At 61.4% G+C, this 24,114-nt stretch carries 19 protein-coding genes and 1 other RNA gene; 11 read left to right on the top strand and 9 right to left on the bottom strand.

Translation table 11 applies throughout. From position 1 onward, the window contains the following. Positions 1 to 20 precede the first annotated feature (20 nt). The 9 genes from KBC96_02700 to KBC96_02660 all read right to left on the bottom strand — a co-directional run bounded on the left by KBC96_02700 (position 21) and on the right by KBC96_02660 (position 13,980). Complete coding sequence (locus tag KBC96_02700) at positions 21 to 1,094, bottom strand: hypothetical protein (protein MBP6963295.1); 1,074 nt, start codon at positions 1,092 to 1,094, stop codon at positions 21 to 23. A gap of 31 nt (positions 1,095 to 1,125) precedes the next feature. Continuing rightward, positions 1,126 to 1,656: a cob(I)yrinic acid a,c-diamide adenosyltransferase gene (locus tag KBC96_02695; protein MBP6963294.1), complete on the bottom strand. Its 531-nt coding sequence runs from the start codon at positions 1,654 to 1,656 to the stop codon at positions 1,126 to 1,128. A gap of 4 nt (positions 1,657 to 1,660) precedes the next feature. Continuing rightward, the gene (locus KBC96_02690) at positions 1,661 to 2,689 is read right to left on the bottom strand and encodes a mannose-1-phosphate guanylyltransferase (GenBank protein ID MBP6963293.1); all 1,029 of its coding nucleotides are present in this window, start codon (positions 2,687 to 2,689) and stop codon (positions 1,661 to 1,663) included. A 234-nt stretch (positions 2,690 to 2,923) separates the two neighbouring features. Beyond that, positions 2,924 to 3,340, bottom strand: coding sequence for an STAS domain-containing protein (locus KBC96_02685; protein ID MBP6963292.1), 417 nt, complete (start codon positions 3,338 to 3,340; stop codon positions 2,924 to 2,926). Positions 3,341 to 3,562: 222 nt separating this feature from the next. After that, positions 3,563 to 6,736: a heparinase II/III family protein gene (locus KBC96_02680; protein ID MBP6963291.1), complete on the bottom strand. Its 3,174-nt coding sequence runs from the start codon at positions 6,734 to 6,736 to the stop codon at positions 3,563 to 3,565. Between the two features lie 183 nt (positions 6,737 to 6,919). Beyond that, positions 6,920 to 8,389, bottom strand: a complete 1,470-nt coding sequence (locus tag KBC96_02675; protein ID MBP6963290.1) for a glutamate--tRNA ligase — start codon at positions 8,387 to 8,389, stop codon at positions 6,920 to 6,922. Positions 8,390 to 8,425: 36 nt separating this feature from the next. Further along, complete coding sequence (locus tag KBC96_02670; GenBank protein MBP6963289.1) at positions 8,426 to 10,294, bottom strand: hypothetical protein; 1,869 nt, start codon at positions 10,292 to 10,294, stop codon at positions 8,426 to 8,428. Continuing rightward, on the bottom strand, positions 10,291 to 11,643 hold the full coding sequence (gene rimO, locus KBC96_02665; protein MBP6963288.1) for a 30S ribosomal protein S12 methylthiotransferase RimO: 1,353 nt from the start codon (positions 11,641 to 11,643) through the stop codon (positions 10,291 to 10,293). Before rimO ends, KBC96_02670 begins: the two co-directional genes overlap by 4 nt. Positions 11,644 to 11,712: 69 nt before the next feature. Next, positions 11,713 to 13,980, bottom strand: coding sequence for a DNA translocase FtsK 4TM domain-containing protein (locus tag KBC96_02660; GenBank protein MBP6963287.1), 2,268 nt, complete (start codon positions 13,978 to 13,980; stop codon positions 11,713 to 11,715). A 267-nt stretch (positions 13,981 to 14,247) separates the two neighbouring features. Between KBC96_02660 and KBC96_02655 the strand changes: the two genes are divergently transcribed. The 11 genes from KBC96_02655 to pdxS all read left to right on the top strand — a co-directional run bounded on the left by KBC96_02655 (position 14,248) and on the right by pdxS (position 24,063). After that, on the top strand, positions 14,248 to 15,177 hold the full coding sequence (locus tag KBC96_02655; protein MBP6963286.1) for an ABC transporter ATP-binding protein: 930 nt from the start codon (positions 14,248 to 14,250) through the stop codon (positions 15,175 to 15,177). Next, positions 15,174 to 15,950, top strand: coding sequence for an ABC transporter permease (locus KBC96_02650; GenBank protein MBP6963285.1), 777 nt, complete (start codon positions 15,174 to 15,176; stop codon positions 15,948 to 15,950). Before KBC96_02655 ends, KBC96_02650 begins: the two co-directional genes overlap by 4 nt. Positions 15,951 to 15,960: 10 nt before the next feature. Beyond that, a complete protein-coding gene (locus KBC96_02645) occupies positions 15,961 to 17,178 on the top strand; it encodes a hypothetical protein (protein ID MBP6963284.1) in 1,218 nt (405 codons plus the stop codon). Positions 17,179 to 17,237: 59 nt separating this feature from the next. Beyond that, positions 17,238 to 17,503, top strand: an RNA gene (gene ffs / locus KBC96_02640) — signal recognition particle sRNA large type. A 124-nt stretch (positions 17,504 to 17,627) separates the two neighbouring features. Continuing rightward, positions 17,628 to 19,256: a DNA polymerase III subunit gamma/tau gene (dnaX, locus tag KBC96_02635; protein MBP6963283.1), complete on the top strand. Its 1,629-nt coding sequence runs from the start codon at positions 17,628 to 17,630 to the stop codon at positions 19,254 to 19,256. Positions 19,257 to 19,292: 36 nt separating this feature from the next. After that, positions 19,293 to 19,628 carry a YbaB/EbfC family nucleoid-associated protein gene (locus KBC96_02630; protein MBP6963282.1) on the top strand — a complete coding sequence of 112 codons (336 nt, stop codon included), beginning with the start codon at positions 19,293 to 19,295 and terminating at the stop codon, positions 19,626 to 19,628. A gap of 9 nt (positions 19,629 to 19,637) precedes the next feature. Then, positions 19,638 to 20,234: a recombination protein RecR gene (recR, locus tag KBC96_02625; protein ID MBP6963281.1), complete on the top strand. Its 597-nt coding sequence runs from the start codon at positions 19,638 to 19,640 to the stop codon at positions 20,232 to 20,234. Between the two features lie 52 nt (positions 20,235 to 20,286). Then, positions 20,287 to 20,868, top strand: a complete 582-nt coding sequence (locus tag KBC96_02620; GenBank protein MBP6963280.1) for a 2-oxoacid:acceptor oxidoreductase family protein — start codon at positions 20,287 to 20,289, stop codon at positions 20,866 to 20,868. A 59-nt stretch (positions 20,869 to 20,927) separates the two neighbouring features. Next, a complete protein-coding gene (porA, locus tag KBC96_02615) occupies positions 20,928 to 22,076 on the top strand; it encodes a pyruvate ferredoxin oxidoreductase (protein ID MBP6963279.1) in 1,149 nt (382 codons plus the stop codon). A gap of 15 nt (positions 22,077 to 22,091) precedes the next feature. Continuing rightward, the gene (locus tag KBC96_02610) at positions 22,092 to 23,015 is read left to right on the top strand and encodes a pyruvate ferredoxin oxidoreductase (GenBank protein ID MBP6963278.1); all 924 of its coding nucleotides are present in this window, start codon (positions 22,092 to 22,094) and stop codon (positions 23,013 to 23,015) included. Positions 23,016 to 23,172: 157 nt separating this feature from the next. Further along, entirely contained in the window at positions 23,173 to 24,063 is an 891-nt protein-coding gene (gene pdxS, locus KBC96_02605; GenBank protein ID MBP6963277.1) for a pyridoxal 5'-phosphate synthase lyase subunit PdxS, read from the top strand. Positions 24,064 to 24,114 lie beyond the last annotated feature (51 nt).

Genomic DNA, 24,114 nt, shown 5'->3' with positions numbered 1-24,114 from the left:
TTATAGCACTTCACCGGCCTCTAAGCCAATGAAGCGATGTAACTGCGCTCGCGGTACTCGGCGACCATCGCCTCGTCCAGAGGATAGACGCCGAACTCACGGGCTGCTTCGACCATCGTGCGATAGTTCTCCGGCTTGACGCCCGGGTGGATCGAGTTGCTGGAGGCGATCACGTGTCCTCCACCGGGGGACCCCTTCGCGATCGTCTCCTTGACGGCCTCCACGACCTGATCCTTCGTGCCGTATGGAAGGAGCATACCGCAGTCCACGTTGCCCACAACCGCCACGCGATCGCCGTACTTTGCCTTCACCTCGCCGATGTCCATGCCGGCGACGGGTTCGAGCGGGTCAACGGCGTCAACTCCGGTGCCGACGATCAGATCCAGAATCGGCCAGATGTTGCCGTCGGTGTGCTTGATATATGGGATTCCGCGGGCGTGAGCCGCCTCGACCATCTCCCTCATATAGGGTACGACGAACTCCTCGAAGAAGGCCGGGGACATCAGGGGCGCGGTCCGGAACGCATAGTCGTCGCCGGCTACTGCCGCATCTATGCCTTCGTCCATCGCCAGGTTGAGGACCGTCTTCTTGTAGTCAACGACCATACGCGACAGGCGGTGAGCGAACTCCGGATTCTCGACGTAGGCCATCAACAGGTTGTCCATGCCGTAGAGGTAGTGCGAAAACTCGAACCCCTCGTGGCAGCAGAAGACCACCGCCTTCTCGCCCTTGAACCGCCGGACAGCCTTACGGACCCGGGCCAGCCGGTGGTCGGCATGGGGATCGGGCGGCCGGTAGGAGTCGAGGTCGGACTGGGACTTGATCGGCCCGCCGACCGGGTAAAGGACCCCGCAGGGCTCCCTGCCCCATGATATGCCGTACTCGTCGGCAACGATTTCTCCGCCCTGTTCGACAAAACGCTGGTCCTCGAACACGGTCACCGCGTCTAGCCCGAGCTTCTCGGCCAGCGCGAAGTAACCGATGTCGCCGTAGATCCCGGATAGAGTCGGCTCGTTGATGATCAGTTCCCAGACCGGGACCCTGTCCGGCTGCTCTCGCCGCAGGGCGGCCAAGAATCTCTCTCTGCCGGTCATTGCTCGCCTTCCTTTCGACGGCGCCGCGCGATCAGAACTCGATTCCCGGGCGGGGAGGGGCTCCCGCGTCGGCGGGATGCTTCAACTCCACCATCTCTGTTACCAGGTCCGCCGCCGAGATGAGCCAATCGGGAGCGTATCTGCCGGTGATGACGACGTCCAGAGACCCCGGCCTGTCTGCCAGCGCGGGCAGAACCTCTTCGGCGGCGAGAAACTCGTAGTGCAGCACGATGTTCAACTCGTCCAGGACTACCAGATCGTACTCGCCCGAAGCGATCAGACGGGCTGCTTCCTCGAAGTTGCCTCTGCTCTCGGCACGCAGGATCGGCGAGGCGCGCTGATCCTCGGTCGGGTCGTAGGGTGAAGTCTCGCCGAAAATGCTGACGCCCGGTAGGCACTCCCCGGCGGCTATGTCCTCGCCCGACGGATTGGGCTTCATGAACCGCACGACGGCGACTCGACGGCCGCGCCCGACGCCCCGAAGCACCTGCCCCCAGGCAGCCGTCGTCTTGCCCTTGCCGTCTCCCGTGTAGACCTGGACTATGCCTCTTCCGCCCGCCATGCCCTCAGAGGTAGTCCTCCATATCGAGGTCTTTCAGTGTGTCCACGATCTTCTTCACGTCCTGCGCGCGATCCCTGCGGCATACGAGAAGCGCCCCATCTGTGTCCACGATGATCAGGTCCTCGACGCCTATGGTAGCGACGACCTTCCCTTCCTGGCCGATGATGAGCGAGTTCCTGGTGTCGACGCCGAGATGCGTACCCTTGACGCTGTTCCCGTTCGCATCGCTCGGCGATAGCTCGTATACCGTCGTCCAACTGCCGACGTCGTTCCAGCCAAACTCCCCCGGGATGACCAGAATCTCATCTAGCTTCTCCATGATGCCGTAGTCCACCGATATTCGCTGCATGCCGTCGTACTCGTGAAGGAGAACATCCTGCTCGGAATCGGTCCCGACTGAGTCGCGGATTCGCATCAGCCGCTTGTAGACTTGCGGAAGGTGCTTCTCGAAGAGACCGAGAATCGTCGGGATGCTCCAGAAGAAGATTCCGCTGTTCCACATGTAACGGCCGCTGCGGAAGTACTCGCGCGCGGTGTCCGGGTCGGGCTTCTCGGCGAACCGCTTCGAGTAGAAAACCTCGAGGCCGCCGACAGTTCCGAACGACTTGTCGAGCTCGATGTAGCCGTACCCGGTGGCGGGCTCCGTCGGTTTGATTCCGATCGTTACGACGTGCCCCTGCGCGGCTAGGCCCTCCGCCGCCCGCACGATGCGGCTGAACTCCCCCGCATCGCCGATGAAGTGATCTGCGGCAAATATGCCCATGACGGCGTTCGGATCGTTCAGGCTCAGGTAGGTCGCGGCCAGGCCGACACATGGAGCAGTATCCCGACGGAACGGGTCAATGAGCACCCGATCGCAACACGCAGGCATCAGGTTGCGAATGAGCTGGGCATGGTGAGTGTTAGTTATGATGTAGACGTTCTCGCTACCGACGATATCGCCGAGGCGATCAACCGTCTCCTGAACTAGCGGCTTATCGCCGGCAAGCGCATGCATCTGTTTGGGGTAGCTCTCGCGAGACGTCGGCCACAACCTGGTCCCTCCCCCTCCTGCCATGATGACCGCAAACATACCTTGTATCAGTCTCCTTCCGGGAAAGTAACGCGCGAGCGCCAGCTCCGAGGCGAACGAAATCGTCGAGCGGCGGCCGCGCCCCATTATACCACGGCATCCACTGTTTTGGGATTGGGATCTCTACGCCGGGGAACCTGACCCTCGAGCGACGGCGGGGAGAGTGCCGCCGCTCGGTGTTCGTGCCGATGAACCTCAGGAAGGATGCGTTCCCGGCTTATCCGGTGCCGGAACCGTCTGTCCGCGCACCTTCTTCAACCTCGGAGCTACTGCCTGATCGACCGGGATGACCGGGCCGTCGGCGACAAATGTGAACAGGTTCAGCAGACCTGTTATCTCGAAGACCCTGTAGACTCTGGGGTTCCTGCAGTAGATGCTCATCGGAATCTTCCTGTCGCGGCATCTTGTCCACAGAGTCACCATGGCACTAAGGCCGGTGCTGTCAATGTAGTCGAGTCCGTTCATGTTGACGACGAGTTCCGAGACGTCACTCAGCCACTCCTCATCGAACTTCGACAGTTGTGAACTGGTATATGAATCGAGGTCTCCCGACAGCTTGAGCACCGTCTTTCCGGCATCCTTCACGACGCGGACTGCCAGCGTATCGTCCATGACCGAACCTCCCTCTGCACAGCGCGACCCCACCCCGAGCACATCGGGCCGGAGAAGCCTCCGTCAGAATGAAACCGCATGCTCGACCGAACCGGTATGCCCGGCCCGTCGTTAGGAACTGATCGTGGAACTGCGACAGGTATACACCTTTACTACCCAGGGAACGCGAAGCTCAAACAGCGGCGATCGCCGCGAAGTTCGCGGCCGCGGCTCGGCGAATCATCAGCGGAGCGCCAGGGTCGTAACGCCGCGGTTCAGTTCATACGTCTTGTCTCCAAGACGAAGCTTCGCCCCGCAGGTGCAGTCTGCCAGGGCGGTCGAACCGTCAATCGCAATGTCGAGCGCGGTCGGAATCTCGAACGTGTCGCCGGGCTGAATCTCGTAGATTATCAGCCCCTGGTCCTTGCCGAAGCGCGCAGGATCAGGGACCAGGATCGTTTTCTTCCCGTCGCCTGCCATAACGTCGAGTATCGCGGCAGCCGTCCCGTCATTCGCGACGACCGGCTTGCCGTTGAAGAAGCCGGTATTGGTGTACTGACAGGAGGTGCCTCTTTCGAGCGGAACGACATTCCGCAGTTCGCGAAGGCCCGGTTTGTCTTCAGCGGCGACGTACCCCCGGCCGAGCTCAAGTGTATCGGTGTCAAGATGAACGACATACCGGCCTCCGGCTTGCTCGATCGCTCTTATACCGAAGCACGACTTGTGCGTATAGGACTTCCGGTTGACGTACACCTTCCGACCGACCAGCGACCCGTCTGTGGGAAGCACGCGCGACGTCGTGATCGTGCAGTCCTCGTAGTCCACCTGATCCGCCGTACCCCAGTATGATGCCCGCTCGGCGGAGAGTTCCCAATCCGCGGCTGAGACGGAACGCGAGGCGGTCAGAAGCATCCTGCGCGGATTGCCATCCTGCAAGCGCACGAAGGCGAACCGGCCCCTCGTGGCCATACGACCTGCGCCAGTGAACTCATGGGTATTCGAGCCGTCAATCGTCGAGAGGATGTAGTCCGTGCGCCCATCCATCAGGTTGACCGCCACCCCGACGGCCGACGAGGAGTCGGCGCCGACGTCGAGACGGAGCACGGATTTCACCGGGTTCTCCGACTGGACCGGCTGAAGCACACTGGCGAACGCGGAATCGAGGGCTTCGCCCTTCCGGCGCAGGATGGCATACCTCGCGTGAGGCAGTGAGAGCAGAATACCCGGGCCCCGCGCCGTGATCAGTTCGGCGTCGCCGAACGGGAGCATATCGATGCGCAACGACTCGCCGGCGCTCGGGGCGACGTCCCACGTGGCGGCGAACTGCCCGTTGACGCTGCCGCGCCTGACATCGTACAGGAAGCCGTAGCCGTTCCCGGGCGGAGGCGTCCAGTACGGCCCTCGTGCGACCTCGCCGATGACGTCGCCGTCGGTGCCGATCCTGCTGCCCCACTCGATGTCCGGACCCGCGAGGCTGCCCTCTTCCACGTCGCCCAAATCGACACCCTCGACGCGCATCTCCTCGCCAAGAGCATGCCAGATGAGGTCGTGCTGGTCTCCTCCTCGCACGCGAAAGATGTCCACCAGGTATGATTGCTTGTCACCGCTGTCAATCAGGGCCAGAGTGCGTCGGTAGAGTGAGACGCCCTCGCCTTCGTACGAGCCTTCCGAGGAAACTTCCGTTACCCGCGCCGCGTCGGACTCCGCGAAGAGATGCAGACTACCGCCTGTTCGCCCGGTAATCTGCGACTTCTCGTTCACCACTACTAGGTTATGGCTCGCCGTCTGCTTGGCCCACCCGGTCTGGACGTGGGCGCTGCCGAGCGAATACCCGAGGTCGTAAGTCAACTCCCGGCCCAGGGCGAAGAAGTTGAGGTTCAGATCGTCCCGATGCCCGTGGCATACCGACGGACCGTAACGCATGAACGCGGCACGGCCGTTGACCCCGTGGTCCGAACGCAGGGCGACCATGCCCTTGCTGTCCATCACAGCGGACCGGTCGAAGTCATAGCCGCCACCGGACGCATCCGTCGGCACCGGCTCGCCATGGTAGAGCAACCAGGTCCTGAGAAAGGCAGGTCCGTCGGTCCTGACCAGCTCTACGCCGTCGGGGCACAGCGAGTTCAGGATGCTCGCCCACTTCATGCGAGCCTCCGGTGTCTGCGCTCGCCTGAAGAGCCTCTCGGCGCCTGCATAGGCCTCGACAGAGAAGCCGTCCGTCTCCAGCTTAGTCGTGTCCGGCGCCCAGTCTCCGTATCGGGGGCTGTGTCCGGCACAAAGAATGTCCAGGTGGCTGTATACGATCGCACGGGAGAGCTTGGGGTGCTCATAGAGGTTGATGCCCTTCGGATGCTTCTCGCTGCGATGGTTGATCAGCATCTCGGCCATGTCCACGTACAAGTTGAGCGCGTGGCTCGAGTAGCCCGCGGAGGTCTCGTAGTACTGGCCGTCCCGGTCGAGGTTGTTTCCCAGGAAGTTGAAGATGCAGTACGGCCCGCTGAGGCTGTAGGCGATGTACTCCGGGATGCCGAGCACCAGGCCGACGCACACAACTCCGCGGAGGAAATCGGCCGCGCCGTTGGTTAGACCGTTCTTGCCCGTTCGCAGGTGTTCCATGCAGTAAGCCGACCCGTTGCGAAGGATGTTGTCCTCGACATGCTGTCCGATCGGGATGTCGCCGTATGCCGACTTCAGTGACATCGCGGGGCTGTTGTAGAGAAGATCGTAATATCGTGCGAAGAACACCTGGACGCGAGCCACCTGATAGAGGGTCCGCTCGAACCGCCCGCCGGGAGCGCCGGGGTAGTCTATCGAGCCGGTGGTACAGGTCGGGTAGACGTATGCCAGGGCGTCGAAGAGAGCCGCCGCGGACCGGGCGTACTTCTCGTCGCCGGTGATCGCGTAGGCGTTCGAGAGCGCGTCCAAGGCCCTGAGAGTGATCGTCTGTGCCACGTACGAGTTGTAACACCCGACGAAGTAGTACATCTTGCCGTCCGCCGGATCCTTCCAGCCGTCGCCACCGTCGGGATGCACCTCATCGGGGAAGGTGCGCTTGCACTTCGGGCATGTAACCGACCGCGGCTTGCTGAAGTCGCAGATTCCGCCGTTGCCCCACAGCGTCCATGCTGAGTGACACTCCGGGCAGCCGGCGAACCCGTAGGCGTACTCCGCCTTCTGAGGCGGAATCAGCGCCCGAAGCTCTTCGGGAGACATGGCGGTCCACTTGTCGGCCTCGGCCTTGATCCCGTCGAAGGTCGCCTTTGCCCAGGGGAACCGTTCGATGTTGAGCCTGGCGCGTTCGATATCCGTCCGGGTCAGGTACAGGCCGGGGTGTTCCTGCGCGGCCACAACACTGGTCGCGAGCGGAACGGCGATAGCTCCGGTCATGAGCAGTATCTCGGCGATTCTGATGAGCATGGTTTTGCACCTGGGTTTCATAGACTGCGTGTATCTCCGCATCGGGGATAGAGCCGGCGCTGAGGCGTGTCCTGGCTGCGGTTAGATTCGGCAGAAGAGGGTGAAATCCTTTGTGGGAGCTAAATCCGTCTCACCTGTCAGAAGCCTCGGACAGATTAAGAATATCGGGTGCAAGCCCTAGCGCTAGACCGACGCCAGCAGTTCGATGGTGCGCTTCAGCCGGAAGAGGACGCGGTCCCTGCCGAGGACCGACATCGTCTGGAAGAGGCCGGGGCCGACCATGCGGCCGGTGACAGCCATGCGGATCGGGTGTATGATCGCGCCGCCGGACTGGCCGATCTCCTCGCCGACCTTGCGGACGCACTCGTCAAGCGCCTCGACGGTGAAATCCGAGAGACCCTCCAACGCTGGGACGAGCTCTGACAGGAACCCGGATGCGTAGTCCTTCCGAAGCCACTTGCTCACGCCCTTCTCGTCGTAGGGCGGCTCCTCGAGGAAGAAGAAGTCCACCAGCTCGACGATCTCTGAGAGGAGCTTCAGCCGGTCCTGGCCGAGAGCAACTACCTTGCGGACGTACTCGATGCACTCCGTCGTCGGATCCTCCGGCACAAGGCCGGACTTCTGCAGGTACGGCAGGCAGAGGTCGGCGAGCCATACGACGTCCATCGCACGGATGTAGACGCCGTTCATCCAGGTCATCTTCTCCCGGTCGAAGACAACCGGATGGTTGACGATGCCCTCCAGGGTGAACTTCTCAATCAGTTCGTCAACCGAGAAGATCTCGTCGTCCGAGCCCGGCGTCCAGCCCAGTAGCGTGACGAAGTTGATGATCGCCTCGCGGACGAACCCCTGCTCGATGAAGTCCATGAACCTCACAGAGCCGTGCCGCTTGCCGAGCTTGGCACGGTCCGGGCCGACGAGCAGCGGGGCGTGTGCAAACACCGGCATATCCCATCCGAACGCCTGGTACTCCAGGACGTGCTTCGGGGTGCTCGATATCCACTCCTCGCCGCGGATGACGTGCGTGATCTCCATCAGATGATCATCTACCACGCTGGCGAACTGGTATGTCGGATAGCCGTCGGACTTCATGATGACGAAGTCGTCGATCAGCCGGTTCTCGAAAGAGATGTCGCCACGCACAACGTCGTGGAAGGTTGTGATCCCCTCCTGAGGGACCTTGAACCGGACTACGGCTGGGATGCCCTCACCCAGTTTACGCGCACATTCCTCAGTCGGCAGATCAAGGCATAGGCGGTCGTACCCGGTCGGCAGCTTGGCGGCCTCCTGGGCCTTGCGCATCTCGTCGAGCCGCTCGGATGTGCAGAAGCAGTAGTAGGCCTTGCCCTCATCAATGAGCTGCCGGGCGTGCTTCTCGTAGATGCCGATGCGCTCCGTCTGGAGGTACGGGCCTAAGGGGCCGCCGACGCCGGGGCCCTCGTCCACCTCGATGCCGAGCCAGCGGAGGCTCTCCATGATCTCCTCAGTCGAGCCGGGCACGAAACGCGCGCGGTCGGTGTCCTCGACGCGGAGGATGAACTTGCCTCCGGTGTGTTTGGCATACAGCCAGTCATAGATGGCGGTACGTACACTCCCTATATGCGGCGAGCCGGTCGGACTCGGCGCGAAACGAACTCTAGCCTGATCAGTCATATGTGCTAATGCGACTCATGGTACCTGCGGGATCTGTCAGTCCTTCCGGATGTACTTCTTCTTGGCTTTCTTGAAGCCCTGATCCACCTTCTTCTCGTCAACGGACCAGAGTACCGTCTTCGGACGCTGGTAGAAGGCGTAGTATGAACTGAGAATCGAGGCCACCATGCGGCGGGTAGTCCTTCGAACGAGGTTGACCTCGGTGAAGAGCTTCACGAACTCGACACCTTTCTTGTGGTCGGCCATGATCCGCCGCATGATGTCGAATACGGCCATCGCGTCGCCGGCCTCGGCGGCCAGGGCCTTGAGTTCCGCCATACGGTCCTCGGAGACGAACACCAACGGATCGGTCTCGCCGCTGTAGACGAAGCGGTACTCGTCCAGTTTCTCCGTCCTGTGCAGTTCGAAGACCGCGCCGCACGGGGGCATCTCCTTCCCGTACCATCGTCCCATGTCGTACATGAGCCCTGTCTGACGGTTGGCCCAGATATTGGCGGGCTTGCCGTCCTCGCCGATGAGGGTCAGCTCGATCAGATCGGCGACCAACGGGAAGAAACCCTTGGGTATCTGACAGAGAGGGAAAGTGCCCTTCTCGAGGTGAATGGGCTTCAGAACGCATCTGGCGGAGTCGGCCTTCGAAGCCTTCTCCTGTTCGGCGGACTCTTCCTGATCGTTGATATCCTGCACGACAGGGTTGCGAATCTCCTTCTTCAATCCGCCCTCAAGCCCCTCGTCCTCGATCTCGATGTCGATCTGATCACCCTCAGGGGTCTCGAATGAGAGATGGGGTATCGCGAACTCGGCCGGAACCTCGGACACGTAGGACGGGATCGTATCGGCCATCCGCCAGCGCTCCATCCCGACCCACGACAGGCGCGGATCGGTTCTCATTGCGTCGCTCAGGCCCTCGGCGGCAATGGCATACTCCCTGTCGCGCGGCGAAATCTCGAAGATCCTGTCCAGAATGGTGCTGATCCGAGATTCACCTGTCTCCTTGATGATAGCGACCACCTCTTCGAGATCGTCGTCGCCGATGGTCAGAGAGAGGACCGGGGCCTGTTCCTCCTCCTTAGCCTTCGATTTCTTCGCGGTCTTGACGGGCGCCGCCTCGGGGACCTCCTCGGCGATCTTGTCCGCCATGCCCGCCAGCGCAACCTCATAGTCCGCGACCATCTTCTTCGTGGCCCATGTGTGATCCGAGAGCCACGTCAGGTTCTTCGAGCCGAGGAGATCCTCGAAAAAAGCCACCGGGTCGAAGTCATCTCCGACCGCTTTCCATCGGAAGAACCCGGCATATCTGTTGTCCACCGGCGATCCGGCCGCATCGGCGAGCTTGGCAACGGACGCCGCGGCCGACTCCGAAGCGAAATCCAACTTGCTCGCCTTGGACTGAAGGCTCTGAATGACCTCATCGGAGAGGTCGTTGTCGAAGACGACATCCTCTTCGTCGCCTGAGTCTACACTCAGCAGCCACTCGCTCAGGCCGTACCGGCCGTCCGACGTCCTGAAGAACTTGTCCTCGTCTGCTAGCATGCGATCCAGGAACGTCTCGTAGTACTCCGCAGGGCGTTCGTAGACCTGGGAGAGTTCCCCAGCGACCTGGGCGGCCGTCATCGCTTGTCCGCAGGCCGACATCAACTCGCGCAGGACTCGCTCGACCGGGACCTGCTTGTCCTCGTAGCGCATCTCCAAGTCCCACTTGCGGTCTATCTGCGTGAACCTCGGACTCGAGGAGAGCACGTGGCGGATCAGCTTGCTGGTGTACAGATCCTTCCCGATCGTCTCGCCTATGTCGCCGGATCGCACCGGCTCTGCGCAACCCAGCATTGCTGCATACGCCTGGTCCTCCAAGTACCTCAAGGCCTGTTGCTCTATCGTGTTCTCGACCTCAGCAGTCTTCTTCATATCTGCACCTCCGGACTTTTCTCGTTCAACCCGTCGTTGCACATCGCCGTAAGATCATAGTGCGTTGCTCCGGTGACGGCCGCATGGACCATCTCTCCGGGCGACGCACTCGACCCTTCAACGTATACAACTCCATCTATTTCAGGCGCGTCCCGATGCGACCTTCCGACACGAAGATCGCCCTCGACGCGCTCGATCAGCACCTCTAACCCCGAACCGACAAGCCTGCGGTTGCTCTCCAGGGATATCCCCTGCTGGAGTGTCATCAGCCTGCGCAAGCGGATCTCTGCCACTCGCGCAGGTATCCTCGCGGGCATATCTGCCGCAGGCGTGCCGTCTTCTATCGAATACCGGAACGCTCCCATCCGGTCGAAGCGCATCTCTGCAACAAAATCGGCCAACTCCTCGAAGTCGGCCTCAGTCTCGCCGGGGAATCCCACGATAAACGTCGTCCGCAGCGCCACATCGGGGTAGGCGTCCCGAATCCTCGCGATAAGCTCGCCGTAATCGGTCCGGCTTCCCGGCCGGTTCATCGCCCGCAGGACACTCTCCGCGCAGTGCTGGAGCGGTATGTCCACGTATTTGCAGACCTTCTCGTTACCGGCGATCGTCTCGATCAGTTCGTCCGTCACTCGGCTCGGATAGAGATAGAGCAGGCGTATCCAGTCCACGCCATCAACCCCCGACAGCCGATCGAGCAGGCCCGGAAGCGTCAGCCTCCCGTGCGCATCGAGCCCGTAGCGAGTGACATCCTGGGCCACCAGGACCAGTTCCCGCACTCCCTGATCCGCCAGAGCCCGCGCCTCCTCGAGGACGCGCTCCTCCGGGCGGCTGGCAAAGCCCCCCCGGATATCGGGGATCGCGCAGTACGAACACCGATTATCGCAACCGTCCGCGATCCGCAGGTATGCAGTCCACGGCGCGGTCGAAAGGACGCGGCCCCGGCTCTCTGTCCACCAGGCATCACGGCGGTCCAACCGCAGAACGCGATCGCCGCCCAGTGTGCGCTCGATGATACTGCAGATCTCGCCGGCGCGCCCAAGGCCGACGAACGCATCGGCCTCCGGAATCTCCTCTGACAGAGCGGCGCCGTACCGCTGGGCGAGACATCCTGTCACTATCACCGAGCGGCACACGCCGTCCTGCTTGAGGCGGACGGCGTCGAGCACGGCATCTACCGATTCTTCTTTCGCGCTCTGGATGAAGCCGCACGTATTGACGATCAGCACGTCCGCCGATGAAGCGTCGGATTCGATCACGTGACCTGCGGACGCGACTTCCCCAAGTATCTCCTCGGAGTCTACCGTGTTCTTCGGGCATCCGAGGCTGATCAAACCAACTCTTGCCATTGCGGATCTAGGACTGCGGGTCTCGGATTCACGGTTGCCTCCCGTTCCGCAATCCGCATTCCGAAAACGTCAATCGTCCTCTCGCTCCTCGTCGTCCGACTCGACATAGTCGTCATCCGGCTCGACGTCGTCCAGAGGCTCACCGAACATCGGGGTACCGAACAGGCGATCGAGTTCGTCTATGCCGATCAGCACCTCTCGCGGCTTCGCCCCGTCGGGCGGGCCGACGAGACCCTGATCTTCCATCGCGTCAACCAATCGCGCCGCGCGGGTGTATCCGATCCGGAACTTCCGCTGGATCATCGAGGTGGACGCATACCCGTTGGAGACCACCAACCTGACTGCCGGCTCATAGATCTCGTCGGCCATAACGTCTTCCTGGCCGACGGCACCCTTAGTGCCATCGCCGATCTGAACGGCCTCGATGGTATAGTCCGGCGTCTCCTGGTCCTTCAGGTACTTGACGAGGTCCTCGGTCTCCTTCTCGCTGATCCAGCATCCCTGGATTCTGGTCGGCTTGCTGGCGTCTATCGGCTTGAAGAGCATGTCGCCCCGGCCGATCAACCTCTCGGCGCCGTTGCCGTCGAGTATTGTGCGGCTGTCTATGTGCGAAGTAACCGCGAACGATATTCGCGACGAGATATTCGCCTTGATCGTTCCGGTAATCACGTCCACCGACGGCCGCTGGGTCGCGATCACCAGGTGGATGCCGGTCGCCCTGGCCAACTGGGCCAGTCTGCAGATGCAGAACTCCACCTCGGGAGCGGCCTGCATCATGAGGTCGGCCAACTCGTCAACGACGATCACCAGGTAGGGCATCCTCTGCTCGGGCTTCACCTTCGCATTATAGCTGTCAAAGTTCCTTGCGCCGACCTTGACGAACAGATCGTACCGATGCTCCATCTCCTTGAGCGACGAACGCAGGATTCCCGCCGCCTGCCTCGCGTCCTTCACGACCGGCGAGGCGAGATGCGGTATGCCGTCGAAGAGACTCAGCTCGACGCGCTTGGGATCAATCAGTATGAACTTCACCTCTCGCGGAGTCGCCCGGAAGAGCAGGCTGGCGATCAGCGAGTTCAGGCATACGCTCTTCCCCGCGTTCGTAGCGCCGGCGATCAACATGTGCGGCATTTTCGTCAGGTCGGCATATTTCGGCTCGCCCGATACGTCCTTTCCGAGCGCGAAAGTGAGCTTCGTCGGCGCGTTCCAGAACTGCTCCGTGTCTATGACCTCGCGCAGGGCGACGATCGCCGGGTTGCTGTTCGGGACCTCGACGCCTATCGCCGACTTGCCGGGAATCGGGGCCTCGACACGGACGTCAATCGCCGCGAGAGCCATCGCCAGGTTGTCGGCTAGGCTCACGATCTTGTTGACCTTGATTCCCGGAGCAAGCTGAATCTCGTAGCGCGTAACCGTCGGGCCGTGGGCGATCTCGACCACATCGGCCTCTATCTTGAACTCCTCGAGCGTCCGCTCGATGATCTCAATCTTGTACTTCAGTTCGGACTCGATCCGCTTCGGCGGCGGCGGCGGCTCGGACAGAAGCGTCACCGGCGGAAGGACGAACTCCGAACCCGAATGCGCGGCCGGCTGTCTCGGCGCAGGCCTCGACGGAGGACCGGGCTTCGGGATCTTGACGAGGATGTCGCCCCTCGTCTGCTCGTCCTCCGCGCCGCCGAGCAGTCTGCGTTTCAGGATGCTGAGCGGCTCGGCGCGTGGGGTATTGTCTTCCTCGGCTGAGGCGAGTCTGCGGGCCTTTCTCTCATCGAGCCCGGCGACCTTGCGCCTGGAGGTCTTCTCGTCGCGCCCCTGGAAGAGGCCGAGCACTGGAGCGACAAACGCCATGAACGGCACGCCGGTGATAAGGATCATCGCAACGATCATCGCACCGGTCAGCAGGACGTAACTGCAGACTCGCCCGAAGACACGTTCCAAGACATAGGCGATCGAGAGGCCGAGGTATCCGCCGCCTCGATGGATGTCGAGAATCGGCATCGTCTCCCCGCTGACAAACTCGCGCAGGTTCGGCGTATGAATGAACTGGCAACCGCTGATAAAAGCAACGAACAGGATCGCGAACCCGACTATCGCGTTGGCGGTTGTCGTCCTCTGCGAACCGGCCAGAAGTATGGCGCCCACAAAGACGAAGAGGGCCGGCACGATAAACGCGCCGAGGCCCACCACGCTTCGAAGCAGCGCGCCGACGAACCTCGGAAACGCGCCGCTGTTCGGGGCTATTATTCCCACCAGCAACACGATTCCCAGGGTGATCAGCCCAACGGCGACGATATCCTGAATCAGAGGGTCGGGGGCCGGCTGCTTACGCGTTCTCGCCATGGGAAAGCCTCATGCGGGAAAGTATAGCAAAATCACAATACTCGGTCAAGGTACGCCGGAACCAAGACGCCCGGAACTTCGTAGTAGGGAATGGCCGTCTATAGGGTTGAGAGGCGAGAGAGGCGGGCCGAATGCTTGACACGCCATCCGCCGCTTCGTATACTTGGATGCTGCAGCGCAGAGCTGCTTTTTTTGCGCCTTGACGGGCGCGGAAGGCCGCCCTCGAACGAGAGTGAGACTGAAAGCGATCACGGAGGTGCCCCATAAATGGGAACTGCAATAGAGATTGAAGGGCTGACAAAGACCTTCCGCCTGCTGATGCACAAGGAGCCGGTCAAGGCCGTTGACCATCTGGACCTCGAAGTGCAGGAGGGAGAGATCTTCGGCTTCCTCGGCCCGAACGGCGCCGGCAAGACAACTACCATCAAGATGCTGCTGGGGATCATGTTCCCATCGGGCGGCTCGGCGAAGATTCTCGGGCGTCCCGCAGGCGACATCGAAACCAAGAGGCAGATCAGCTACCTTCCCGAGAGTCCCTATTTCTACGAGCACCTGTCCGGAGAGGAACTTCTTCACTTCTACGGGCGGCTCTTCGGTCTGCGCGATCCGGCGCTTCACGGCAGGGCCGAGGAACTCCTGAAGACGGTGGGGCTGTATGCCGACCGGCGCAAACCGCTGAGCCAGTACTCCAAGGGAATGCTCCAGAGGATCGGCTTGGCGCAAGCGCTGATCAACGACCCGAAGCTGTTGATTTTCGACGAGCCGACATCGGGCCTCGACCCCATCGCCCACATGGACGTGCGCGACCTGATATTGAGCCTGAAGGCCCAGGGCAAGACGGTCTTCCTGAGCTCGCACCAACTCTCCGACGTCGAGATGGTCTGCGATCGCGTCTCGATACTGAACCGGGGCAAACTGCTGAAGGTCGGCAGACTCACGGAACTGCTTGCCGGGGCAAAGGTGGAGATCACGGTGACTGGACTCGATGATACTGCCGTGCAGAAGCTGCAGGCGTGCTGCGCGAGCTTGGAATACCGAAGCGACAGCATCGTCATACTGCAACCGGAAGGGCCGACGGTTAACGAGACGATAGACGCAGTCAGGTCCGCCAACGGACACATCGTCTCCGTCATCCCGATCAAGCGAACGCTGGAGGACCTGTTCGTCGAGGTCGTCCGGGAGGGTAACAGGCAGTGAACATACTCGTGATAGCCAAAGCGACGTTCGGCGAGGCCGTCAGGAAGAAGGTGCTGAACATCTTCCTGCTCTGCGCCCTGGCGCTCATCGTCTTCTCGGTGTCGTTCGCGTATTTCAGCGCCAGGGAGGAACTGACGATCATCAAGAGCCTGGGGCTGGGCGTGATCGCGCTCGCCGGGATGTTCATCAGCGTCGTGCTGGGGATCAACCTCATACCGGCCGAGATCGAGAAGCGCACGATCTACACCATACTGGCTAAACCGGTCAAGCGGCACGAGTTCCTGCTCGGCAAGTTCCTCGGCGGCACGCTCACGATGTTGGTGAACCTGGCGCTGATGACGTTCGTCTTCATGCTGACCGTCACCTACAAGAACCACTGGTCGCCGGAGTGGGACCTCCTCAAGGGCAGCATGATGATCTTCTTCCAGTTGTTCCTGCTGGGTTCGGTGGCTATATTCTTCTCTATATTCACGACACCCGCGGTCAACTTCTTTATGACGTCGGCCGTGTACATCATCGGCAGCCTCTCGGACGTGACGATGTCGCTCATGCGAGACAAGGAACAGAACTTCGTCGTGACCTGGTTCTTCAAGCTCGTCCACTACCTGGTGCCGAACTTTGCGAACTTCTTCACGCAGAATCCGCTGATACACGAGGGAGTAGCCATCAAGAATGAGGCGGTCTACTACGCGCAGAACATCCTGTACGCCCTGATATACGCCTCGGTGCTGATGATGATCGCCATCCTGGTGTTCGACAGACGGGAAGTATGAGGTAGCTGAGATGAAACAGAGCACCAGGATCGGCTTGATCCTGCTGATAATCGCCTTGCTTCCCGCGATCGTGAGACTGCAGGCCGCGATTGACCCTCAGCGCAAGCAGTTTCTGCCCGGGAGGCAGGTGGTGTCGTCGGTGGTCACCCAGGTTGGCAATAACCCTGTCGTACTGCCGAGCCAGTTCGTAGCGGGCGCGCTGATCGGTTTTCGCGAGGTCGTCGCGGGGCTGCTCTGGGTCCGCGTGAATGACTTCTTCCACTCGGGCAACTACGACGCCATAATACCGCTGAACCGCATCATCACCTGGCTCGACCCGCATCAGATTGACGTCTACTCGACCGGGGCATGGCACCTGGCATACAACTTCACGGACTCTCAGAACCGGGCTGACCGAAGATATTTGATTCCGGGGATCAAGTTCCTCGACGAAGGGATTCAGAACAACCCCGAGTTGTGGGACCTCTACTTCGAGCAGGCCTTCACGATGCACTACTGGAAGAAGCAGGACTACGAGCGCTCGGTGTATTGGTTTCGAGAGACGGAGAAGCGCAAGAACTGCCCTTACTTCGTCTACACACAGGCCGCTCACGCCTATGAGCGAAGCGGCCATCTCGATCTGGCCATCAACCAGTGGCGGAAGGCTCTTCGCATTACCGAGGCGGCATATGCGAAGAATCCGAAGAACACCGTCGCCAGGGGGTTGGCCGACGTCGCGAAGCGAAATCTCGACCTCACGCTTATCAGGAGAGTGGACCGCGCGGAGCTCGCAAAGAATCCGCACGATGTCAAATACGAGGCCTCTTTTACGCGGCTGTCGCCCAGGGTATTCCGCGTCAGCGGAAAGATCGATCTGCCGGACGGCGCGCGAATCGAGGTCATGCTCACGGATGCCGGATACCGGGAAGAAAGCATGGACAAGTTCACCTGGGAGGTCAATCCCGACCTGACGCTGATGTTCGACACCGGGATCAACGGCATCAGAGTGGAGAACGGGAAGTTTTCACGGGTGTACGATCTGAGCAAGGATCTCAAGCAGTACCCGCTGAAGGCCGAGAAGTACACCCTGACGGTGTTCTACAACTCCCGGAGTGCGACCCAGGATATCAAAGACCACACTGGCTGGAGCGGTGAGTGCATCACGGACAGGAAGTACCTGGATGCGTCCGTCCCGGGCCTGCGCTTGATAAAGAAGGTCTTCGAACTACGGCGCGAAGACATTATCTGAACCCCTGGAAATATTCTCCCGCACTTGGTATAATACCGTAGTCTTTTCGACCGGTTTGATCGTGCTAGACGGGGAGCTAGCGGTGCCCTGAACCCGCAATCCGCTATAGCGGGGTCGAATTCCCGCTCGAGGTCTGGTCTTTTGAGGCTCGCCCGGCGCAAGAGGCGTTGATGGTCGGGCCCTGCGCAACGGCCGTCTCACGAACCCCGTCAGGTCCGGAAGGAAGCAGCGGTAAGTGAGTTCGCCCGTGTGCCGCACGGTTTCCTGGCTGGAGCAGGCTGCGCTCGGTAACACTCGGAGGGCCCTATCGAAGGCGGGTGCACGATCATCTGTTTGGATCGGCACACGAGATTGCAGGCCGATCATCCCTGCAGTATCCGGAGGAATCCGGATGCTGCATTTTCGTGTCGTGGTGCGCGCGGAGTTACCGCCGCGACAGGACTGCGCTTATGTCGCATATCGCACTCTATAGGAAATACCGCTCGCGGACCTTCAACGACGTGATCGGCCAGGAGCACATCACCCGAACGCTCCAGAACGCCATCCGCCAGGGAAAGATCAGCCACGCCTACCTTTTCTGCGGTACGCGCGGCACGGGCAAGACCACCACGGCCAGGCTTCTGGCGAAGGCGCTGAACTGCGAGAAAGGCCCGACCGACGAGCCGTGCAACGAGTGCCAAGCGTGCCTCAGCATCACCGACGGCAGCGCGGTGGACATCATGGAGATGGACGCCGCCTCCCATAGAGGGATTGACGACATCCGCGATATCAGGGAAAACGTGAAGTTCCCCCCGATGGCCCTGCGGTACAAGGTTTTCATCATAGACGAGGCGCACCAGCTCACCAGGGAGGGCAAGGACGCGTTCCTCAAGACGTTGGAGGAACCTCCCGCTCACGCGGTCTTCATTCTCGCGACGACCGAGCCGCACAACATCCCTATCACGATTCGGTCGAGATGCCAGCAGTTCGACTTCCGGCGCGGTTCGCTCTCGGACATTCGATCTCGAATGAAGTTCGTATGCGAGGCCGAAGGAATAGAGGCCGACGACGAGGCCCTCGACATCATCGCCATGGACGCAGACGGGTCGTACCGCGACTCGCTGAGCCTCCTGGAGCAGGTGCTATCCTACAGCGAGGGAAGGCTCACTCCGAATGATGTGTACATGGTGCTGGGCACAGTCACGCAGGACTTCCTGTTCCGGATGGGCGACATGATCGCCGACGGGGATGAGGCGGGCGCATTTGAAGCTGCGAGAGAGGCCGCCGAGTCGGGCAAGGACCTGCGCCAGCTCATGCGCTCGATGGCCGATCATTTCCGCAACCTGATGTACGCATCGGTAACTAGCGGGAAGGAATCGCGCGCGTTCGGCGAGGACGTCCTGACCCGCCTGCGCGAGCAGGTTGAGAAGCTCGACAAGTCGCGGCTCCTCGCCCTGATCGAGCTCTTCTCGGACGCTGAGCAGAAAGCACGTTTCGCCGAGAGACACAAACTGCTTCTCGAGATGGCGCTGCTCAGGGCGATCGAAACGGCGACCGGCTCGCCGCCTGCTTCCGCACAGCCGGCACAGTCGCGGACCCCGGTGCCCAGGCCGACCGCTCCAATCAAACCGGCGCCGAAGCCAAAGCCCGCCGAGCAGCCGACGATGACCGTGGACCGGCCGAAGGAGCCTGCCGGCGACCGGAAGATGCCGGATTTCGACGCGATCAGGCGCAAGTGGAACGTCGTCCTGCAGACCATGAAGGCGATCAGCGTTCCGGCGCACGCGCTTGTATCGGAAGCGATCCCGGCGGACATCAGGAATGGATCGCTGGTACTGCAGTTCAAGCACGTGGCCCACTGCGAGATACTCCAGTCCGAGCCCAACAAGGCGAAACAGAGAGCAGTCCAGACCGCGATCGAGCGGGTATTCGGCTACGCGAACATGGGCATCATCTGCGAACCAGCCCGTCACGAAGCCCCAGAGCCCGAACCTGAACCGGAACCCGAGTTCGGGACGCCCGAGCTGCCGGGGGCATCGGACGATAGCGCCCTGCAGGACGTGCTGGACATCTTCAACGGGAAGATAGTCGACGACTAGACGGACTGCGATCCGCAGTCTGATTGGAGGATGTAAATGAACAACCCTTTGGGCAATCTCGGCAACCTGGGTGGGCTGATGAAGCAGGTCAAGAAGATGCAGGAGGACATGCAGCGAGTCCAGGCGGAGCTGGATTCGGCGCGGATTACCGCCTCATCCGGCGGCGGCATGGTCAGCGCAACCGTCACGGGCAAGAGCGAGTTGGTCGAGGTCAAGATAGACCCCCAGGTCGTCGACCCGGACGACGTGGAGATGCTGGAGGACCTCGTCACCAGCGCGATCCGAGAGGCGCAGGAGACGGCGTCGAAACAGCAGGCCGACCGCATGCAGGAGATCACGGGAGGCATGGGAATCCCGCCCGGGCTGATCTGAGGGAACGAGATGCACTACGCGAAGCCGCTGGCCAAGTTGGTGGGCGCCTTGGAGAGACTGCCGGGGATCGGGCCGAAATCCGCTCAGCGGATGGCCTTCCACATTCTCCGCGCGCCTGCCGAAGAGGCTCGCGAGCTCGCGGAGGCGATCGCCGAGGTCAAAGACAAGATAGTGCAGTGCAGGATCTGCTTCAACCTCACGGACCAGGAGGTCTGCGACCTCTGCACCAGCGAGAAGAGAGACCATGACACGATCTGCGTGGTGGCCGAGCCGCGCGACGTGATCGCCATGGAGAAGACAAACGAGTACCGCGGGACCTACCACGTGCTTCAGGGCGTCATCTCCCCGATGGACGGGGTAACTCCAGAAATGCTGCGCATCCGGGAGCTCCAGCAGCGGGTGGCGGAGAACCCCGGTGCGGAGGTCATCCTGGCGACGAACCCGACGATCGAGGGCGACACGACGGCGATGTACCTTGCAGGTATTTTGAAGCCACTCGGCGTAAAGGTAACCAGGATCGCCCACGGAATGCCTGTGGGCGGCGACCTCGATTACGCTGACCAGGCAACGCTCATCAAGGCGCTCGAGTGGCGCCGCGAGATGTAACAGCGACATTTGCCGCGCTGGAAATCTAATCAATCCGAGAGGAGTTGTGACTATGGCGAATATGATGGAAATCCGCTGGCACGGACGCGGCGGGCAGGGAGCCAAGACGGCCGCCCTGCTCGTCGGCGATGCCGTGCTGGCGCAGGGAAAGTACATGCAGGCTTTCCCGGAGTACGGTCCGGAGAGGATGGGGGCGCCCGTCCAGTCGTTCAACCGGATCAGCGACGAGCCGATCACCCTGCACTGCCACGTGACGAACCCGTCCGTGGTGGTAGTGCTCGACCCGACGCTCATCGGGGCGACCGACATTACGGCCGGACTGCCGGATGATGGCGTCATCATCATCAACACCGATCAGTCTGCATCCAGTTTCAGCAAGAAGCTGGGAATAACGAACGGCCAGAAAGTCTACACCGTTGACGCTTCCAAGATCGCGCGGGAGACAATCGGGCGAGACATCCCGAATACGCCGATGCTCGGAGCGCTCGTAAGTGTGACCAAGATACTGGATTTCGACGCGATGCTGGAAGACACCAAGCACAAGCTGGAGAAGAAGTTCCGATCGAAGCCCGGAATCGTCGAGGGAAACGTCAAGGCGATCCAGCGGGCCGCGGAGGAGGTAAAATCAGATTGAGCACCAAGGACGTTAAAGACAGAATAGCGCTGACCGGCAACGAGGCGGCGGCGCTTGGCATGAAGCAGATAAACCCTGACGTCTGCGCCGCGTATCCGATCACGCCTGCGACCGAGGTCATGCAGATCTTCGCGCAGTATGCGGCGGACGGGCAGGTTAAGACCGAACTGGTCACCGTCGAGAGCGAGCATAGCGCGATGAGCGCGACCATCGGGGCCGCCGCCGCGGGCGCGCGCTCAATGACGGCAACGTCATCGCAGGGACTGGCCCTGATGTGGGAGATGCTCTACATTGCATCGGGCCTCCGGCTGCCGATCGTGATGCCGATGGTCAACCGGGCGCTTAGCGCGCCGATCAACATTCACTGCGACCACAGCGATTCAATGGGAGCGCGCGACGCGGGATGGATCCACATCTTCTGCGAGAACGCGCAGGAAGTATACGACAGCACCATTCAGGCGATCCGCATCTCGGAACACTCCGACGTCCTGCTTCCTTCGATGGTGAACTACGACGGATTCATCATCAGCCACGCGATGGAGCCGGTGGACACCTATTCCGACGAGGAAGTTCAGAAGTTCATCGGCCCGTACAAGCCGCCCTACGCTCTGCTCGACGTGGACAATCCGATCACCGTCGGCGCGATTGACCTGACCGACTACTACTTCGAGCACAAGCGCTCGCAGGTGGAACCGACGTTCCACGCCTGCAAGATCATCGAAGAAGTCGGCGCGGAGTTCGGCAAGGTGTTCGGAAGGAAGTACGGCCTCTTCGAGGAGTACAAGCTCGAAGACGCGGAGATCGCCATCGTGGTGCTCGGCTCGACCGCCGGCACTGCCAAGGTTGTGATTGACCAGCTCAGGGCAAAAGGCGTCAAGGCGGGCATGCTCAAACTGCGCATCTTCCGCCCGTTCCCTCACAAGCAGATCGCGGAAGCGCTGAGCGGTGTGAAGGTGTTGGCGGTCCTCGACCGCTCCGAGGGCATGGCGAGCATGGGCGGACCGGTCTTTGCCGAGATTCGATCGGCGCTCTATGACTGCGATAAGCGCCCCATAACGTTGAACTACGTGTACGGCCTCGGCGGCCGGGACATCACCCTGGAGCACATCAACAGCGTCTACGGCGACCTGCAGAGACTGGCCGCGGAGGGCAAGCCCACCGTGGATTCCATCAGCGACCTGGTCACCTACCTGGGCGTGAGGGAGTAACGGAGGATAAGTGTAATGGCGAATCTCAAGGAAATGTCGAAAAAGGGAGAGTTCCTGTCCGGCGGTCACCGGGCCTGCGCGGGATGCACTTTCCCTCAGATAATCAGGCAGGTGCTCGCGGCGACGGATACGCCGGTCGTGGTCGGCGCGGCAACGGGGTGCATGGAAGTCACGACCACCATATTCCCCTACACCGCATGGAGAGTGCCGTTCATACACAGCGCGTTCGAGAACGCTGCGGCGACGATCAGCGGGGTCGAGGCCGCGTACCGATCGCTGAAGAGGCAGGGCAAGTACGACCGGGACGTCCGGTTCATAACGTTCGGCGGCGACGGAGGCACTTACGACATCGGTCTGCAGTCTCTATCGGGAGCGATGGAGCGCGGTCACCGCATGCTCTACATCTGCTACAACAACGAAGCCTATATGAACACCGGCATCCAGCGCTCGAGTGCGACCCCCATAAGCGCTCATACGACGACGTCGCCGACCGGGTCGGCTTCCACCGGCAAGAAGCAGTACAGCAAGGACCTGACGGCGATCCTGGTGGCGCACAATGTGCCTTACGTAGCGCAGGCGTCGCCCAGCAACTGGAACGATCTGGCGACCAAGGTCCAGAAAGCGCTGGCGACCGACGGGCCGAGCTTCATCAACGTGCTGATGCCGTGCCGCCTCGGATGGGCGTTCGAGCCGCAGGAAGCGATGCAGATTGGCCGCGACGCGATCAGTTCGTGCTACTGGCCGCTCTTCGAGGTCGTGGACGGCAAGTACAGGATCACCCTCACCCCGAAGGAGAAGATGCCTGCCGCGGACTTCATGAAGAAGCTGACGAAGTTCCGGCACCTGTTCCAACCGGGCAATGAAGCTCTGGTCGAGGCTATGCAGGGAGAGATTGACAGGCGCTGGGAGAAGCTCCAGGCGCTTGCGGCGATGGAGTAAGATTCCTCTGATGCTTCGGCAGAAGACCAGACGTACATCAGGGCAGCCGGAGTCTCTGCGCTCCGGCTGATCCTTTTCCGCAGGACACACGTGCCTGGTTGCAGAAAGATTCCGTATCGGCCGCGCCTCCGTGCCGGCCCGAATGAGGTGAACGAGAATGACAGATACACAGAAATCCACCTGGCGGACCAAGGTCGGCCTTGCTGAGATGCTCAAGGGCGGCGTGATCATGGACGTCACGAACGCCGAGCAGGCGAAGATCGCTGAAGACGCCGGCGCGACCGCCGTAATGGCCCTCGAGCGCGTTCCATCCGACATCCGCAAGGACGGCGGAGTCGCCCGAATGGCCGACCCAAACGTGATTCTTGGGATCATGGAGGCAGTCACGATCCCGGTCATGGCGAAGGCGCGAATCGGCCACTTCGTCGAGGCGCAGGTGCTCGAAGCGCTGGGAGTGGACTTCATTGACGAGAGCGAAGTCCTCACGCCCGCGGATGAGGCGTTTCACATAGACAAGCACGCCTTCAAGGTGCCGTTCGTCTGTGGATGCAGAGACCTCGGTGAAGCCCTGCGGCGGATCGGCGAGGGCGCGGCGATGATCCGCACGAAGGGCGAAGCCGGCTCCGGAAACATCGTCGAGGCCGTGCGGCATATGAGATCGGTTATGCAGGAGATTCGGCGACTTCAGACGATGGCCCGCGAGGAACTGATGGCCTACGCGAAGAGCCTCGGCGCGCCGTACGAGTTGGTCTGCGGGATCGCCGAGACCGGAAAGCTGCCCGTCCCGAACTTCTCCGCGGGCGGCATCGCCACTCCCGCCGACGCCGCGCTGATGATGCAGCTTGGCGCTGAGGCCGTGTTCGTCGGCTCGGGCATCTTCAAGTCGGAAGATCCCGCCCCGCGGGCCAAGGCGATCGTGGACGCAACCACTCATTTCGACAAACCGGAGGTCCTCGCCGAGCTGTCCAAGGGCCTCGGATCGGCGATGCCCGGGTTGGACATCAGGCAGCTTCCCGAGAACGAACTGCTGTCCACCCGGGGCTGGTAATGCATATGCAGGATCGCACCCCAATCCGCAGATAACTGTCGTTAGTCTCAG

It is taken from the genome of Armatimonadota bacterium, from assembly GCA_017993055.1.
Lineage (GTDB): Bacteria > Armatimonadota > UBA5829 > DTJY01 > DTJY01 > JAGONM01.
This window is presented reverse-complemented; position numbering and strand designations above follow the sequence as displayed.